Origin of the sequence: Phenylobacterium sp. RIFCSPHIGHO2_01_FULL_69_31 (assembly GCF_001824475.1) — a bacterium.
GTDB lineage: Bacteria > Pseudomonadota > Alphaproteobacteria > Caulobacterales > Caulobacteraceae > Phenylobacterium.
Window position 1 is genome coordinate 139,312 of the sequence record NZ_MHXN01000011.1, and the last position, 14,240, is coordinate 153,551.

Consider the following 14,240-nt stretch of genomic DNA (forward strand, 5'->3'; position numbering starts at 1 on the left):
ATGGACAAGAACAAGAAACTGATCGTTGCGGCGGCTATCGGGGCGGCGTTGAGCGTGGTCGCGGCCGGCGGCGCGGCCTGGGCGCACCACGCCTTCGCCGCGGAGTTCGACGGCAAGGCCCCGGTCCTGCTGCGGGGCAAGGTGACCCGCGTCGAGTGGATCAATCCGCACGCCTGGGTCCACATGAACGTCGTCGACGCCAGCGGCAAGTCGACCGCCTGGATGGTCGAGGGCGGGACGCCCAACACCCTGATGCGCTCGGGAATCACCAAGGCCTCGCTGCCCGCGGGCACCGAGATCATCGTCCGCGGCTACCAGTCCAAGGACAAGCTCTGCCGGCCGGCCTGCAAGGCCAACGGCCGCGACGTGACCTTCCCCGATGGGAAGAAGCTGTTCATGGGCTCGTCCGGCACGGGCGCGCCGAAGGACGGGTCGGACCCTACCGACAAGAAGTAGGCTTCGAACCGCGCCGGATACGAAAAGGGGAGCCGCGAGGCTCCCCTTCTTCGTTTTCGTTGAGGGTTCGGTCAGCGGCTCTGGAGCTGGAGCAGCGAGTCCCACATGTCCTGGGCGAACCGGATCACCGACAGGTTGGCGGAGAAGGCGGTCTTGGCCTCGATCATGCCGACCGTTTCCTTGGCCAGATCGACCTCAGGCTCGCCTTCGACGCCCATGGTGGCGATGTTGACGGCCGACGCCTCGAAGCGGCGCGAGGCGGCCATCAGGCCGTAGCGGGCGGTGGAGATCGGGTCCATGGACCGGAAGCTGCGCCAGGTCCGGTTAAGAGCGCGCGCATCAACGTGGTGAACTGCGCGTGGATTTCGGCGGCTTCGGCGGCAGGCCCGCGGTGAAGGCGTAGGCCGCGCCAAGGAGGTCGGCGAAGCGCGCCTCGTCCTCCACCACCTCTTCCGGCAGCGCAAGGTAGGCGCGCATGGGCCGGCCAGGCATGGGCTCGAAGGGCCTTGCGCCGTGGTCGGCCACCAGCTCGGCCGAGAGCGCGGGCGGCAGGCGGGCAAAGGCGCTGTCCTGGAAGAGGCCGGCGCACATGTGGCCGTTCACGAAGGCGACGGGATAGCCGAACATCTTGCGGCGCTGCAGGCCCGGGGCGTCGGGCAGGCTGAGCTCGAAAAGGTCCACGAGGCTCGTTGGGGATTTCGTCCAGGCCATATCCAAGCTTGCGGCAGTGCGGGCAGGCTGGGAAGGCGCCGGCCTCGGTCGGGCGCTATGCTGCGACCAGGAGGAACAGCCGATGATCCGCACCATCTCCATCCTGGCCAGTCTGGCGGCCATCGCTGCGCCGGCCTCCGCCCAGCCGATCGGCGAGAATCCACCGACGAAGACGATCCAATGCATCGAGGTCGGCGGCCGGCTGATCCCGGCGGTCTGCAAGGTCCCGGGCAGCCGGCTCGACCTTCGCGAGGATATCTGCACCTGCCCCGACGGCGGCCAGCGCGTCGAGGTCGCCATCTGCGCCAAGGGCCAGACGCCGCCGCCGGAAGGCCGGACGCTCAACCGCGCCCGAGCGACGGCCGCCCGCGACGGCACGCTGGCGGGCGACACCGTGGACGGACGGCCGATCTGTGTCGCGCCGCGGCGGCCCTAGGTAAGGGCGGCGTAGACCATCTTCTGGAACATCGGGCAGCCGATGCGGCCTGTGGGCCGCTGGCCCTGCATGGCCGTGACCGCCTCGGGCCCCAGGGGCATGGAGTCCTGGATCAGGTAGATCAGGATCAGGTCGTTGACCGGATCGGCCTGCCACCAGGTTCCGAACGCGCCCGGCCAGCCGAACGCCCCCTCGCCGCCGGCGCCCATCCACTGGTGCTTCTCGGCGTCCAGGATCATCGAGGCGCCGAGGCCGAAGCCCTGGCTGAGCCAGAACGGCATGCCGAGGAAGGCGTGGCCGCGCTGTTCGTCGGTGAGCCGGTTGGTGGTCATCAGGTCGATGGTCTCGGGCCTCGCCAGGCGCACGCCATCGACCTCCCCGCGACCCAGCATCAGGCGGGCGAACTTCAGGTAGTCGTCGACCGTGGACACCAGCCCGCCGCCGCCGCCTTCGAACGCCGCGGGCGTGTCCGGGTCGGCCCAGGAAACGTCCTTCAGACCGCCCTCAGGCTTTGCGGCATAGAGCTTTGCGAGGCGATGACGCTTCTCGTACGGCGTCCAGAAGCCGGTGTCGTGCATGCCCAGCGGATCGAAGATGCGCTCTTTCAGCACCTGGCCCAGGGGCTTGCCTTCGATGCGCGCCACCAGGAAGCCCAGCACGTCGGTGGCGTGGCTGTAGTGGAACCGCTCGCCCGGCTGGTAGCTCAGCGGCAAGGCGCCCAGGCGGGTCATCCATTCGTCGGGGGTGTGCGGGTTGGCCAGGGCCGAGCCCAGCTTCTCCTCATGGGCATGGGCGATCGGGCCCAGCGAGGTGAAGCCGTAGGCGAGGCCCGAGCGGTGGGTCATCAGGTCCTCGACCGTGATGTCGCGGGCGGCAGGAACGGTGGAGTCGATCGGGCCCGTGGCGTCGGTCAGGACCTTCATGTCCTTGAACTCCGGGAGCCACTTGGTGATCGGGTCGTCCAGCTTCAGCTTGCCTTCCTCGACCAGCATCAGGGCGGCCAGGGTCGTAACCGGCTTGGTCATGGAGGCGATGCGGAACAGGGTGTCGCGCTCCATCGGAAGGCCGGCCTCGATGTCGCGATGGCCGATGGCGTCGACCTGGACGATCTCGCCGCGGCGCCAGACCAGCGTCACCATGCCCGACAGCGCCTGCTGGTCCACGAGGCCCTTCAGCGCCGGGGCCACGCCCGCCAGCGCGTCGCGATTGAAACCCGCCGCAGCCTGAGCTCCGTCCATTGGTCGCCTCCCTTATCGTTGTTCACCCAGCATAGCGCCGGGTGTGGCCCGCGCCGTCAAGGGGCGCCGCGACGCAAAGCCTGCGTCCTGGGCGCCAGGCGAGCCGTAGGAACCTTGCGGGGGCGGCCACGGTTGCGCCCCCGCCTCCGCGTCCGTAACGGGAACCCATGCCGCCGCTCGCTGTCACCAAGCGCCTCACCCTCGCCGCCGTCGCCGGCGCCCTGGCGGCGGCGTGCTCGCCGCTCACGCTCTTTGCGACCCTGTCGCCGAAGGATCCCGCCGCCCGGGCCGCCCAGGGCGTTCCCTATGGACCAGGGCCACGCCAGACGCTGGACGTCTATGGGCCCCGCGGCGGCGGCGGGCAGGCGCCCGTGGCGGTGTTCTTCTACGGCGGCTCCTGGGACAGCGGCCGGCGTCAGGACTACAACTGGGTCGGCCGAGCGCTGGCCTCCCGCGGGTTCGTGGCGATCGTCGCCGACTACCGGCTCTACCCGGAAGTCCGCTACCCCGCCTTCCTCGAGGACGGCGCCCTGGCGGTGAAGTGGGCCGTCCAGCATGCGCGGGAGTATGGCGGCGACCCCGACCGCATCGTCCTCGTGGGCCACTCCGCCGGCGCCTACAACGCCGTGATGCTTGGCCTGGACCCCCGCTACCTGCGCGAGGCTGGCGTCGATCCGGCCAAGGTGAAGGCGGTGGCCGGCCTCGCGGGGCCGTACGATTTCCTGCCGCTGGAAGGTGCGATCACGCGGCGCACCTTTGGCGAGGCCGCCGACCTGCCGGCCACCCAGCCCCTGGCCCACGTCGGCAAGACCTCGCCGGCCGCGTTCCTGGCCACGGGCGATGCCGACACCGTCGTCTATCCGCGCAACACCGCCGCGCTCGCCCGCAAGCTCCGCGAGGCCGGCGTGCCGGTGGAGGAGCGCCACTATCCCGGCGTCGATCACATCCGCATGATCCTGGCGCTGTCGCGGCCGCTGCGGGGCCGGGCGCCGGTGCTGGACGAAATGACCGATTTCCTGCGCCGCCACGCAAGCTGACGCCCCGTGCTGCGCCGCGGCGAGGGCAGGGCCTTGCGCCGCGCCGACCGCCTCGCCCGCCGTGAGGAAGGTCCTTGCGCTGTAAGGGCTTGGGGGCGGACGGCGCCCCTGGGTCAGGCACGCTGCGATGCCGCATTGAATGCAGCGCCCCGCATGCGTATATGCGCGACGCTCCGGGAGGGGGCGAGGCCACAAGGACGCCAGAACGCCCATGTTGCTCACGCTGATGAAGGCCAAGCTGCACCGCGCCACGGTGACCCAGGCCGATCTCGACTACGAAGGCTCCATCGCCATCGACCGCGACCTGTTGGACGCGTCGGGCATCCTGCCGCACGAGCAGGTGGACGTGCTGAACATCACCAACGGCGCCCGGTTCACCACCTACGCCATCGAGGCCCCGCGTGGGTCGAAGGTGATCGGCGTCAATGGCGCCGCCGCACGGCTGGTGCAAAAGGGCGACAAGGTTATCGTCGTGACCTATGGCATGCTGCCTGCCGAGGAAGCCCGCAACTATGCGCCCACCGTGGTCCTGCTGGACGACGCCAACGAGATCAAGAAGGCCGCTTGAGCTGGCCGGGGCCGCGCTGGCGGCCCTGTCCCTCGCCGCCTGTTCGCCCGGCGCGCCGCCGGGCGTGAACCGCGACGACCTCGACGCGGCCGTGTCGAAAGCCGTGGGCGATCCCAACACCTGCGTCCTGATCGCCGAGGCGGGGTCGGGCAAGGTGCTCTACCGCTACAACTCGGCCACCACCTGCGCGCGGGAATTCCCGGCTTGCGATGCGCCTGGGAGCCGCAAGCTTTCCAGCCTGCTCGAACTGACGGCGAAGGACCGCCAGCCCCGCGCCTTGTCGTGCAACACCCAGGCCGACGCCTCGCGCGGCGTCGGCTGGGCGGCCGGCCCCATCGCCGGGACGGAGCTGGTCTACGCGGCCATGATGGAGGGCGAGCGCGCCTTCCCGGGCCGGATGATGGCCGACCGCCTGGAAGGCGCCTTCCGCAAGGCCGGGGTCTCGAAGGCTCCGTAACTAGCGGGCCAGTTCGTAGAGCCCGCTGATGTCGACGCGCACCTTCATCTCTCCGGCCGAGATCGATGTGCCGGCGTCGGCCATCTCCCGCTTGGCGGCGTAGGCGACCATCGGCATCGGCGGCTGGGGCGCATAGCCGCCGCCCTCGCTCAGCGACACCAGGCGCGAGATCCGGTAGCCGGTCGCCTTGGCGTAGAGGTCGGCCTTCGCGGCCAGCGCCTTCACCGCCGCCTCGCGCGCTGCGTTCTCGGCGCCGGTGGGGTCGGAGAGGCCGAAGCTGATCCCGTGCACCTGGTTCGCGCCGGCGCTCACCGTGGCGTCCACCGCGGGACCCAGCCGCTTCAGGTCGGTCACCGTGACGGTGACGTTGTTGGACGCCTGGTAGCCGACCAGCACGGGGGGCTGGTTCTCCTGGTACCTGTACTGCGGGTTCAGGTTCAGGTTCGAGGTCTGGATGTCCTTGTCCGGGATCCCCGCCTTGCGCAGGCTGGCCACCACGGCGTTCATCCGCGCCGCATTGGCCTGCATGGCCTCGGCGGCGGTTTTGCCCTCAGTCATCACGCCGAGGGTGATCGTGGCCATGTCGGGGGCGACTTTGGTCTCCCCATAGGCCGACAGGTTGAGGGTGGTGGCGCGGAACATGGTGTCGGCGGCGGGGGGGGCCGCCTGGGCCAGCGCCGCAGGCGCGGCTGCGGTCACGGCCAGCGCCAGGCCGATCGCCGTCGCGCGCATCAGGGTCTTCATGGGGGGAGTCTCCAGTCCGGGTTTACGAGCCCTAGCGTCGCAATTCCCACCTGAACGCAAGCTTTAAGCGCCGTGCAGCTCATGGTAACGCGGCGATCCGCGCTGCAGGGGCCTGTAGCTCAATGGTTAGAGCCGGCCGCTCATAACGGTCTGGTTGCAGGTTCGAGTCCTGCCGGGCCCACCAGCGCCTCCTCAAGGGGCTGACTTGCCTTAAGTCCCTGTCTGGAACAGCTTCTCAGAGCGGCCGCTATGAGTGAGCGCGAGTTGGCAAAGTACGCTGGCTCGGTTCGCCGCGACGGCGGTGTTTGGTAACCGCCCCAGCCCGATATCCCGAACGTCCGCAGCTTGGCCGCTGTCCATTGGCTCCGAGCCCTGAGCCGGAGGCGCCCCTGGAGTGCATCCAGCGGCTCATGCATCTACCGGCAGACGCAAGGGTCGCTGGAGGCCCACTCATCGCCCCCAGACAACTCAAACCCGATGGGCCGCCACGCTTCCCCCGCGACGGCCTTTTTTGGCGGATCAGAAGCGCGTCTCGAAGCTCGCTCCCACCCGCCGAACCGAGTCCGGGCTGAAGTATTGAAGGTAGCCGCCCGGGTTCAGGCTGGTCACCGGCGAGGGCGTGATCTGGGCCGCCCAGCGCTTGTCGAACAGGTTCGAGGCGTAGATGGCGAAGGTCCACTTGTCGTCCGGCCCGCTCACGCCCACGCGGCCGCCCACCAGGCTGTAAGCCTTCTGGATCGTGCCCGGATCGCCGTTGGCCGAATAGTTGGTGTCGCTCTGCCAGTTCCAGTTCGCCTGGGCGAAGCCGCGGATGTTCTCGCTGAGCTGGCGCTCGTACGACACGGTCGAGCCCAGAACCCAGGTCGGCACCGCGGCCAGGCGCAGGCCCTTGGCGTTGAAGAAGCCGTCGATCGAGGTGGGATTGGCTGGCGGAGCGGTGCAGGGGCCGCCCAGCGCCACCTTGGGCTGGCCGAAGTAGCACTGCACGCCATTGAAATCGAGGTAGCGGGCATGGGTGTAGGCCCCGCCGAAGGTCACGTTCAGGTCGGCCATCGGCCGCGCGACGACGTTGACCTCGACGCCCTTGGTCTTGATCGAGCCGGCGTTGGTGATGCGGCTGGAATAGGTGGGGCTGGAGAGGTCCGACACCTGAGCCTGGAAGTTTTTCACCTTGGTGTCGTAGGCCGAGACGTTCACCTGGAGGCGGCGGTCGAAGAACGTCGACTTCATGCCGATCTCGTAGCTGGTCGGGATCTCCGGCAGCACCCGCTGGTTCGAGCCCGCGACGGTGGCGCCCAGGCCGCTGAAGCCGGGGCCCTTGTAGCCCTTCGACACCGTCCCGTAGATCATGATGTCGTCGGTGACGTTGTAGCGCGGCCCGATGCGCCACGAGAGGTTGTCGTTCTTGATGTCCTGGTCGAAGCGCAGGGCGACCGACCCCGGAATGAACACCGTGCCGGTCACCGGGTCGCGGCGGTAGTTCAGCTTCACCACGTCATGCGTTCCGCGCAGGCCGCCGATGATGTCCAGCTTGTCGGTGACGTGGAACGTGCCCTGGCCGAACGCCGCGTAGCTGTCCGAGCCGATGGTGTTGAAGGTCGAGGTCTGGAAGACCGTGCCCGCCGGCTGGGTCGGGACGACCCGCACCACCTGGCCGTTCGAGGCGGGCAGGATCCAGGTGAGCTGGCCCCGCTGGGTGATCTCCGAGTCCGCCGTCGAGTTGTAGTAGTAGAGGCCCAGCACGTAGTCGAAGCGCTCGCCGATCGGCGAGGTCAGGCGCAGTTCCTGGGTGAACCACTTGGTGTCGCCGGCGCCGCCGTTCAGGTCGATGTAGCTGACCGGCGTCAGGTCGCCGTCGTAGAAGCCGACGCGGCGCGCCTCGCGGTAGGCTGAGATCGAGCTGAGCGTGAAGCCTGAGACGTCATAGTCGATGTGCAGCGCCAAGCCCTGGGCGCGGCTGCTGCCGAAGAAGTCGCCGTTGGCCGCGACGGCCAGGTTCTTCGGCCCCGCAACGATGCCGTACTGAGCGTTGGTGACCGCCGGCGCATAGCCGGGCGTGACCTTACGCCAGGTGGAGGCGCAGCAGAAGGTGTCGCTCTGCGACCGGTCGGCCTGGGCGAAGACGGTCAGGTTCTCGGTGGGCTTCCACTGGAACTTCAGCGCCACGCCGGTGACCTTGCGCGGGTCGGTATCGTCGCCGCCGCGCGCCACGTTCTTGATGATCCCGTCGCGCTCGTTGTGGACCACCACCAGGCGCAGGGCCGCGGTGTCGCCGACGGACACGTTGCCGATAGCCTCGAAGTTGCGCTCGCCGCGCTCGCCGACTTCGACCCGGACCTTGCCGGAACTGTCGTCCAGCAAGGGACGCTTGGTGATGAAGTGGACCAGGCCGGCCGAGGCGTTCTTGCCGAACAGCATGCCCTGCGGTCCGCGCAGGATCTCGACGCGCTCGACGTCGGCCAGGGTGGACAGGCTGCCGGGGTCGGCCAGGACCACGCCGTCCACCACGGTGGAGATGCTCTGCTCGATGCCGGCCGAGAAGCTGCTGGTGCCGATGCCGCGGATCAGGAAGCCCGAGGCGCTGTTGCTGAGGCTCTGCTTGAAGCGGACGGACGGGTCGATCAGCGTCAGCTGCTGGGCCTGGGTGACGTGCAGCGCCTCCAGCGCCTCGCCCTTCACCGCGGTGATCGACAGCGGAACGTCCTGGACATTCTCGGCGCGCTTCTGGGCGGTCACCACCAGTTCGTCGATGGTGGCCGTCGCCTGGGCCGAGGCCGATCCGGCCAGGGCGGAGGCCAGCGCCGCGACGGCGGCGCCGGCCAGGAGCGCCCGTTGCGGACGCGTGCTCGTGCGAGCGGTCATCTCTCGTTCCTTCCCCTCATCGCCTCGGGCGGCGTTGTTATGTTAAGTCACGTGACCGTCACTTAATAGCGACGGCAAGGTTGGTCGGATGGTGGTTCGACTAGGCGCTGGCGCTCGGGCGGGCCGAGACGCGGCCGTGCCAGGCGAGGACGTTCGCGCAGTCCGCCGGGATCGGGACGCCGATGAGGAGGCCGAAGTCGACGGTGGTCAGGGCAATGATGTCGGCCATGGAGTAGGCCTCACCGGCGATGAACGCCTTCCCGGCCAGCTCGCTGTCCAGCCAGTGATAGATCTGTTCGATGCGCGGCCGGTTCGACTCGCCGAAGTCCTTGAACTGGGTCAGCAGCGCGGCGGTTAGCGGATGGGTGTGGCGCCAGATCTGGCCGATCGGGTTCATGAGTTGGAACTCGATCCGCCGGATCCACATGTCGACCTCGGCGCGCTCGCGGGCGGTCGAGCCGAACAGCGATGGACCGGGCAGGGTCTCGTCCAGATAGCGGCAGATGCTGACGCTCTCGCTGAGGAACATGCCGTCGTCCAGTTCCAGCGTCGGAAGCTGGCCGAGGGAGTTCTTGGCCAGGAAGTCCGCCGCCTTGTGGCCGCGCTCGCGCATCGGCACGCGGACGTGTTCAACGCTCCCGCCCTTCTCGGCCAGGAAGATTCGAACGCGGCGCGGATTGGGCGCCGGATTGTCTTCGCCGTAGAGCTTCATCGTTTCCCCTCATCGGCCGCGTCTAGGCGGCTCCATGGGGGTAACGGTACCGTTACTTACGGCGTGCGCGCAAGTCCATTTGCGCTGTGTCGGACGCATCAGTTCACTTTTTGGCGTGCTTCGCCTTGAGCGCCTCGGCGCCGGCCACGACCGCCACGGTGATGGTTTCGATCAGCGCCTCGTCGTCGCCGTTCCGGGCGGCGAGGAAGCCGGTGACGCCGGTCACCATGAACCAGGCGTACTGCAGGGCCACGTCGTCCGGCAGGCCATAGGCGCGCTTGAGGCCGAGCGCCCAGCCCTTGGCGTTGGCGTCCTGCATCTCCCGCGCCCGCTCGCGCAGCCGGCCGCTGTCGGTGACCAGGCGAAGGAAGAGCTCGCCGCTCTCGTCCGACCGGACGCACCAGTGGCGCAACGCCGCCCGGACCGCCGCGTCGAAGGTGGCGTCCTGCGGCAGTTCCTGGGTCCAGCGGGCGGCGTAGTTCGCCTGCTCGCGGTCGAACAGCGCCGCAAGCACGGCGTCACGGTCGGCGAAGTAGCGATAAGGCAGGGACTTGTTCACCCCGCACCTCTGCGCCACGCCTTCCATGGTCACGGACGACACGCCCTGCTCCAGGACGATCGCGGCGGCGGCGTCGAGGAACACGTCGCGGCGCTCCGAGCCTTTCAGCCGCTTCTGCACGATCTTGGCGCCGTCAGGCCCGGTTCGATTGGATGTGGTCACAAGCCCCCGCCCGTTCGGCCGGCCCACGCTGGGCCAGCCCGTCATCATCCCGAGCGCAGGCCTGCGCGTCCAGCGCGCGATCAGTCGGCAACGCGGATCAGCATCTTGCCGCTGTTGAGCCCGGAAAACAGGCCGATCAACCCCTCGGGTGCGCGCTCGAAGCCGTCCAGGATGGTCTCCTGGTATTTCATGCGGCCGTCCTTCAACCAGCCGGTCATGTCGTCGACGAACTTAGCCTGCAAATGCGGGAAGTCGCTGGCCACGAAGCCTTCCATCCGCACGCGGCTGTAGATGATGGCCGACAGGTTGCGCACGCCCTCGCCGCCGCCGTTGTAGGTCGAGATCATCCCGCAGACCGGGATCCGGCCCCGCACGTTCATCCGCGGCAGCACGGCGTCCAGGTGCGAGCCGCCGACGTTCTCGAAGTAGACGTCGATGCCCTTGGGCATGGCCTCGGCCAGGGCCGTCTTCAGCGGTTGGACCTTGTAGTTGATCACGGCGTCCAGTCCGACTTCGTCCTTCAGCCAGGCCGCCTTGTCGTCCGCGCCCGTGGAGCCCACCACATAGCAGCCCTTGATCTTGGCGATCTGGGCCACGACCGAACCCACGGCGCCGCCGGCCGTCGAGACGAACACCTGCTCGCCGTCCTTCAGGGCGCCCACCTCCAGCAGGCCGCCGTAGGCGGTGATGCCGGTGCCGCCCAGGGCGTGCATGTAGACGCTGAGCGACAGCGCTGGGTCGGGGTTCAGGGCCTGCAGGCCCCTGCCGTCCGAGACGAAGCGCTCCTGCATTCCCGCGCCGTGGCGGACGAGCGTCCCTTCGGCGAACTTCGGGTTGCGGGACTGGACGACCCGGCCGATGCCGCCGCCGATCATGGCGACGTTCAGCGGCTGGTCCGCCGTGAGGCGCGGCCGCATGTAGGGGTCGACCGACATCAGCAGGTTCTGCACCTGCACCTCGCCGTCGCCGGCGTCGGGGATGTCGACGGAGACGACAGCGAAGTCGTCGGTGACCGGGACGCCGTCGGGACGGCGGACCAGGTGGATCTGGCGGGCTGCAGTCATCTCAACTCATCTCCAAAACGGGTTAGCGGGTCGGGCCGGGCGACCGGGGACCGGACGGGGCGTGCTGGGGCAGGGCGCGCAGCATGCCGATCATCCCGTCCGGGCGCGCCTTGGCGAGCATGCGCTGGTAGGCCGGGCGGGCCTCGACCCGCGCCTTCCACGCCGCCACCTTAGGAAATTGCACCGCATCGACAATGTTGAGCTCGGTCGCCACCCGAAGCGGAAACAGCATCATGATGTCGGCTGCCGAGAAAGCCGCGCCGCCGAACCATTCGTGCGCCTTCAAGAACTCTTCCGCGAACTCGACGACCGCCTCGGAGTCCACCAGCCGCGAGCGCTCCTTCGGCGGTTGCTGCATCCAGGCGCGATAGTCTGAGAACAGCTTCGCGGCCAGCGAACCCTCCGCGTAGTGCATCCACATCAGGTAGTGGGGATAGTCCGCGCTCCCGAGATCGGGCTGCAGCTTGCCGGGCGCGTGGCGGTTGAGGATCAGCTCCATGATCGCCCCGGATTCCACCAGCACCTGATCGCCGTACTTCACGGTGGGCGCCATTGGCACGATCGGGCTGAACGCCTTAATCAGCGCCATCGATCCCATCAGGTCGCCGCGCTTGAACTCGAGCTTGTAGGGGAGGCCCAACTCTTCCATCAGCCAGACTACCCGCTCCGAGCGGCGGCCCTCGAGGTGGTAGATGGTGATGGGCGGCAGAGGCCAGCCCTTGCCCTGTGTCGCAGCGGCGGCGGCCACCGGCGCAGCCGCCAAGCTGGCCAATGCCGCGAGACCGGCGCGCCGGTTGAGTTCGTTTGTCATGTGCGTTCCCTGCCTTGTCATTCCGGCTGGCCGACCGGTTGGTGTTTAAGTAACGGTATCGTCACTAACGGGTCGACGCAAGACGGGCGCCGTTTGCCAAGCCGCCGAAACTCCCCAACCACAGCAGCCAAGCGGTATGGCGGCTACTGCGATGATCGCTATCGTGCCGTGGCTCGCAGAGGTGTCGCCAGACGTCGTGTGCCTGACGGCGTTGAAGATCGGCCTGGACGCTGCGCCCGCCGATGAGGTCGACTACCTCCGAAGTCTGCATTTCACCCGGGCGCCAACTCGCGCTCCTGGCGGGCGGACCTTGCCTGGCGCCGCGCAACTCGGGAAAAAGGGAGGGTGCAGACGAGGGGGCATCAGGTGGGCGTCTGGGGTTTGCTCATTTCATTGGTCTTGCTGACCCTTTCTCCTTCGGCGGCGCGCGCCGCTGCGATCGACGACATCGCGCGCGACTACGCTGAACTGGCTCTGGGCGCTCTGCTTTTGAATGATCCGGCCGTCGAGGTGGACGCGAAACTTGCGCCACAGCTCGCGGCGGCGCGAAGCACTCGGCGCGATGCCGCAAGGATAGGCGCGGACGCTCAGCGCCTGATGGCGCGCCTAGATGCACTAGCAAAGCCCCATGACGCCTTGGCCGATGTGCGCAGGCGATCGCTGCGGGCGCGGCTTTCTGCGCTCGAGCTGAACATGAGGCCGGTGAACCCGGCCCTGCCGATCGAGGAGGAGGTCCAGCGCCGCTTCGGATTCACGCCCCGGTTCCGCCCACTGGCCGACTACGACGCTGTCCTGCAGCGCCTCGAGGCGGCGATGCCCGGAGAGGGCGCGCTAACCGACCGGATCGAGCGGATGCGCCGCGCCGCCGCGACGCCGCCCGACCGGATCGAGCCGGTGTTCCGCGCAGCCATGGCCGAGTGCCGGCGGCGGACCGCGGCGCGCATGCCGCTCGCCGATGAGTCCGTTGAGGTGCAGTTTGTCGATGAGGCGACGACGCCGGCTTCGGCGCAGTATCTCGGCTCCGGGCGCAGCGTGATCCGGATCAGCCGGACTATCCCGACCGACGTGGACCGGCTGCTTCAGCACGCCTGTCACGAAGTCTACCCCGGTCACCATGTTCATTACATGGCCATGGATCGCCAACTCTACCGGGCGCGTGGATGGCCCGAGTTTGGAGTCGCCATCGACAGCGATCCCCTGGTGCCGGTAGCGGAGGCGGTTGCGGAGTATGGCGTCGGTCTCGCGTTCCCTGTCGAGGAGCGCATCGCCTTCGAGCGCGACGTTCTCTTTCCCCTCGCAGGCTTGAGCATGACGGATGAGGCTCAATGGCGGGCCTATCACCGCGCGAGGTCTGATCTCCTCGGCGCCAGCGCCACGATTGCGCGTGACGTCTTAACCGGCGCGTTGGACAATGAGGGCGCCGAGCAAGCCCTCATCCGCTATCGTCTGCAGACTCCTCAAGCCGCAGAACACACCGTCAGGATGATCAGGGGGTTCGGCTCGTATCTCATCGCATCAGACTTCGGCTGGTACGCCGTCGATCGCACCATGCGAGGGCGAGATCCGGCCGAGCAGTGGCGGCTGCTACAGCGCCTGCAGCGCGAGCCGATGCTATTGGACGATATCGCGCGGCTTGGCCTCCTCTCCGACCGCGGGAACGTTCAGGCGATCGAGCATTGAGGACGCTGGCTACCCTGCAGCAGGTGATTCTCCGCCGTGGCAGAGAAGCCGTGCCGCCGACGCCGCCCCTTGAGAGCACGTCACGATTGGGGCGAGGCCAGCAGAGCCAGGCTGGAGCGCGTCCGCGGGACAACCGCGCCTTGTCCTGCGTCAGGAATTTGGATGCTTTCGCGCGCCGTCTCGGCGTCCCAGCGCCTAGCCCGACGCCCGCCAAGCCGCGGCGACCTGACGCCGGCGGCGCGAGCCGCGAAAATCCGGTTGACCGCCGCCGATGTCTCGCCTACAAGCCCGCCTCCGCCGACACGGACCTCCAAGGTCTGACAGCCGGTGGGACGCCCTCTTGTGTTCAGTCCAAATGAACCCATATGAGAGCGCCAGCCGAGACGGGCCTATCAGCGATGATGGTCTTGTCGGCATCGGGGGCTTCGGTCTCCGAAGGCATCTCTGGCTCAACAGGCTTCGGCCGGCCATGTGCCTCCCAACATGCAGCTCGTTTCGAGCGTCTCCGGGCGACGGGGGTGCGGGTCTTTGACATTGTTGATTTGGAAAGAGAAACGCAGGCGGCGGCGTCCTGGCGATAGTCCTAACCAGACTATCTCGACGCTGACTGTGACTGCGGTCTCTTGAAGACACCATGAATATGGTCGGATTTCGGTTCGGCCAAGATTTGTGGGAACTCGTCAAGAACTACGCAGACTATAGCCAGCCGATCTCTAGTAGGTCGGTTACGCAGAAAGTCAGAA

The 14,240-nt window shown here is 68.1% G+C and carries 15 protein-coding genes and 1 tRNA gene; 7 read left to right on the forward strand and 9 right to left on the reverse strand.

Going from position 1 to position 14,240, the window contains the following annotated elements; translation table 11 throughout:
- The gene (locus A2790_RS08185) at window positions 1-456 is read left to right on the forward strand and encodes a DUF6152 family protein (protein ID WP_293389761.1); all 456 of its coding nucleotides are present in this window, start codon (window positions 1-3) and stop codon (window positions 454-456) included.
- Window positions 457-527: 71 nt separating this feature from the next.
- Here the strand turns inward: A2790_RS08185 and A2790_RS08190 are convergent, their stop codons facing one another.
- Together A2790_RS08190 and A2790_RS08195 are read right to left on the reverse strand one after the other, a co-directional pair.
- On the reverse strand, window positions 528-755 hold the full coding sequence (locus A2790_RS08190) for a flagellar basal body rod C-terminal domain-containing protein (RefSeq protein WP_293389763.1): 228 nt from the start codon (window positions 753-755) through the stop codon (window positions 528-530).
- Window positions 756-795: 40 nt separating this feature from the next.
- A complete protein-coding gene (locus A2790_RS08195; protein WP_293389765.1) occupies window positions 796-1,137 on the reverse strand; it encodes a TfoX/Sxy family protein in 342 nt (113 codons plus the stop codon).
- Window positions 1,138-1,249: 112 nt separating this feature from the next.
- Between A2790_RS08195 and A2790_RS08200 the strand changes: the two genes are divergently transcribed.
- On the forward strand, window positions 1,250-1,603 hold the full coding sequence (locus A2790_RS08200; protein ID WP_293389768.1) for a hypothetical protein: 354 nt from the start codon (window positions 1,250-1,252) through the stop codon (window positions 1,601-1,603).
- Here the strand turns inward: A2790_RS08200 and A2790_RS08205 are convergent.
- Window positions 1,600-2,841 (reverse strand): serine hydrolase domain-containing protein, encoded by a 1,242-nt coding sequence (locus A2790_RS08205; RefSeq protein ID WP_293389771.1) that lies wholly within the window; start codon window positions 2,839-2,841, stop codon window positions 1,600-1,602. The genes A2790_RS08200 and A2790_RS08205 overlap by 4 nt on opposite strands.
- Window positions 2,842-3,008: 167 nt before the next feature.
- Between A2790_RS08205 and A2790_RS08210 the strand changes: the two genes are divergently transcribed.
- From A2790_RS08210 to A2790_RS08220, 3 genes are all read left to right on the forward strand, one after another.
- Window positions 3,009-3,878, forward strand: coding sequence for an alpha/beta hydrolase (locus tag A2790_RS08210; protein WP_293389774.1), 870 nt, complete (start codon window positions 3,009-3,011; stop codon window positions 3,876-3,878).
- Between the two features lie 211 nt (window positions 3,879-4,089).
- Window positions 4,090-4,446: an aspartate 1-decarboxylase gene (panD, locus tag A2790_RS08215; RefSeq protein WP_068874269.1), complete on the forward strand. Its 357-nt coding sequence runs from the start codon at window positions 4,090-4,092 to the stop codon at window positions 4,444-4,446.
- Window positions 4,447-4,510: 64 nt separating this feature from the next.
- Complete coding sequence (locus tag A2790_RS08220; protein WP_293389780.1) at window positions 4,511-4,903, forward strand: hypothetical protein; 393 nt, start codon at window positions 4,511-4,513, stop codon at window positions 4,901-4,903.
- Here the strand turns inward: A2790_RS08220 and A2790_RS08225 are convergent, their stop codons facing one another.
- Window positions 4,904-5,647 carry an SIMPL domain-containing protein gene (locus A2790_RS08225; RefSeq protein WP_293389783.1) on the reverse strand — a complete coding sequence of 248 codons (744 nt, stop codon included), beginning with the start codon at window positions 5,645-5,647 and terminating at the stop codon, window positions 4,904-4,906.
- A gap of 108 nt (window positions 5,648-5,755) precedes the next feature.
- Between A2790_RS08225 and A2790_RS08230 the strand changes: the two genes are divergently transcribed.
- Window positions 5,756-5,831 (forward strand) — tRNA-Ile (locus tag A2790_RS08230).
- 335 nt (window positions 5,832-6,166) lie between these two features.
- On the opposite strand, the gene A2790_RS08235 is transcribed toward A2790_RS08230, so the two are convergent.
- From A2790_RS08235 to A2790_RS08255, 5 genes are all read right to left on the reverse strand, one after another.
- Window positions 6,167-8,509: a TonB-dependent receptor gene (locus tag A2790_RS08235; protein WP_293389786.1), complete on the reverse strand. Its 2,343-nt coding sequence runs from the start codon at window positions 8,507-8,509 to the stop codon at window positions 6,167-6,169.
- Between the two features lie 100 nt (window positions 8,510-8,609).
- Complete coding sequence (locus A2790_RS08240; RefSeq protein ID WP_293389789.1) at window positions 8,610-9,221, reverse strand: glutathione S-transferase; 612 nt, start codon at window positions 9,219-9,221, stop codon at window positions 8,610-8,612.
- Between the two features lie 103 nt (window positions 9,222-9,324).
- On the reverse strand, window positions 9,325-9,942 hold the full coding sequence (locus A2790_RS08245; protein ID WP_293389792.1) for a TetR/AcrR family transcriptional regulator: 618 nt from the start codon (window positions 9,940-9,942) through the stop codon (window positions 9,325-9,327).
- An 80-nt stretch (window positions 9,943-10,022) separates the two neighbouring features.
- Window positions 10,023-11,006, reverse strand: coding sequence for an NADP-dependent oxidoreductase (locus A2790_RS08250; RefSeq protein ID WP_293389795.1), 984 nt, complete (start codon window positions 11,004-11,006; stop codon window positions 10,023-10,025).
- Between the two features lie 22 nt (window positions 11,007-11,028).
- Window positions 11,029-11,817, reverse strand: a complete 789-nt coding sequence (locus tag A2790_RS08255) for a glutathione S-transferase family protein (RefSeq protein WP_293389798.1) — start codon at window positions 11,815-11,817, stop codon at window positions 11,029-11,031.
- A gap of 366 nt (window positions 11,818-12,183) precedes the next feature.
- Here A2790_RS08255 and A2790_RS08260 point away from each other — a divergent pair, with 366 nt between their 5' ends.
- On the forward strand, window positions 12,184-13,497 hold the full coding sequence (locus A2790_RS08260; RefSeq protein ID WP_293389801.1) for a hypothetical protein: 1,314 nt from the start codon (window positions 12,184-12,186) through the stop codon (window positions 13,495-13,497).
- Window positions 13,498-14,240: the final 743 nt, after the last annotated feature.

Excerpts from the sequence above, each read along its gene's own strand:
- A2790_RS08200 (WP_293389768.1), top strand. The coding sequence starts at position 1,250 with ATGATCCGCACCATCTCCATCCTGGCCAGTCTGGCGGCCATCGCTGCG.
- A2790_RS08235 (WP_293389786.1), bottom strand. The coding sequence starts at position 8,509 with ATGACCGCTCGCACGAGCACGCGTCCGCAACGGGCGCTCCTGGCCGGC.
- A2790_RS08190 (WP_293389763.1), bottom strand. The coding sequence starts at position 755 with ATGGACCCGATCTCCACCGCCCGCTACGGCCTGATGGCCGCCTCGCGC.
- A2790_RS08240 (WP_293389789.1), bottom strand. The coding sequence starts at position 9,221 with ATGAAGCTCTACGGCGAAGACAATCCGGCGCCCAATCCGCGCCGCGTT.
- A2790_RS08255 (WP_293389798.1), bottom strand. The coding sequence starts at position 11,817 with ATGACAAACGAACTCAACCGGCGCGCCGGTCTCGCGGCATTGGCCAGC.
- A2790_RS08250 (WP_293389795.1), bottom strand. The coding sequence starts at position 11,006 with ATGACTGCAGCCCGCCAGATCCACCTGGTCCGCCGTCCCGACGGCGTC.
- A2790_RS08225 (WP_293389783.1), bottom strand. The coding sequence starts at position 5,647 with ATGAAGACCCTGATGCGCGCGACGGCGATCGGCCTGGCGCTGGCCGTG.
- A2790_RS08185 (WP_293389761.1), top strand. The coding sequence starts at position 1 with ATGGACAAGAACAAGAAACTGATCGTTGCGGCGGCTATCGGGGCGGCG.
- panD (WP_068874269.1), top strand. The coding sequence starts at position 4,090 with ATGTTGCTCACGCTGATGAAGGCCAAGCTGCACCGCGCCACGGTGACC.
- A2790_RS08205 (WP_293389771.1), bottom strand. The coding sequence starts at position 2,841 with ATGGACGGAGCTCAGGCTGCGGCGGGTTTCAATCGCGACGCGCTGGCG.
- A2790_RS08210 (WP_293389774.1), top strand. The coding sequence starts at position 3,009 with ATGCCGCCGCTCGCTGTCACCAAGCGCCTCACCCTCGCCGCCGTCGCC.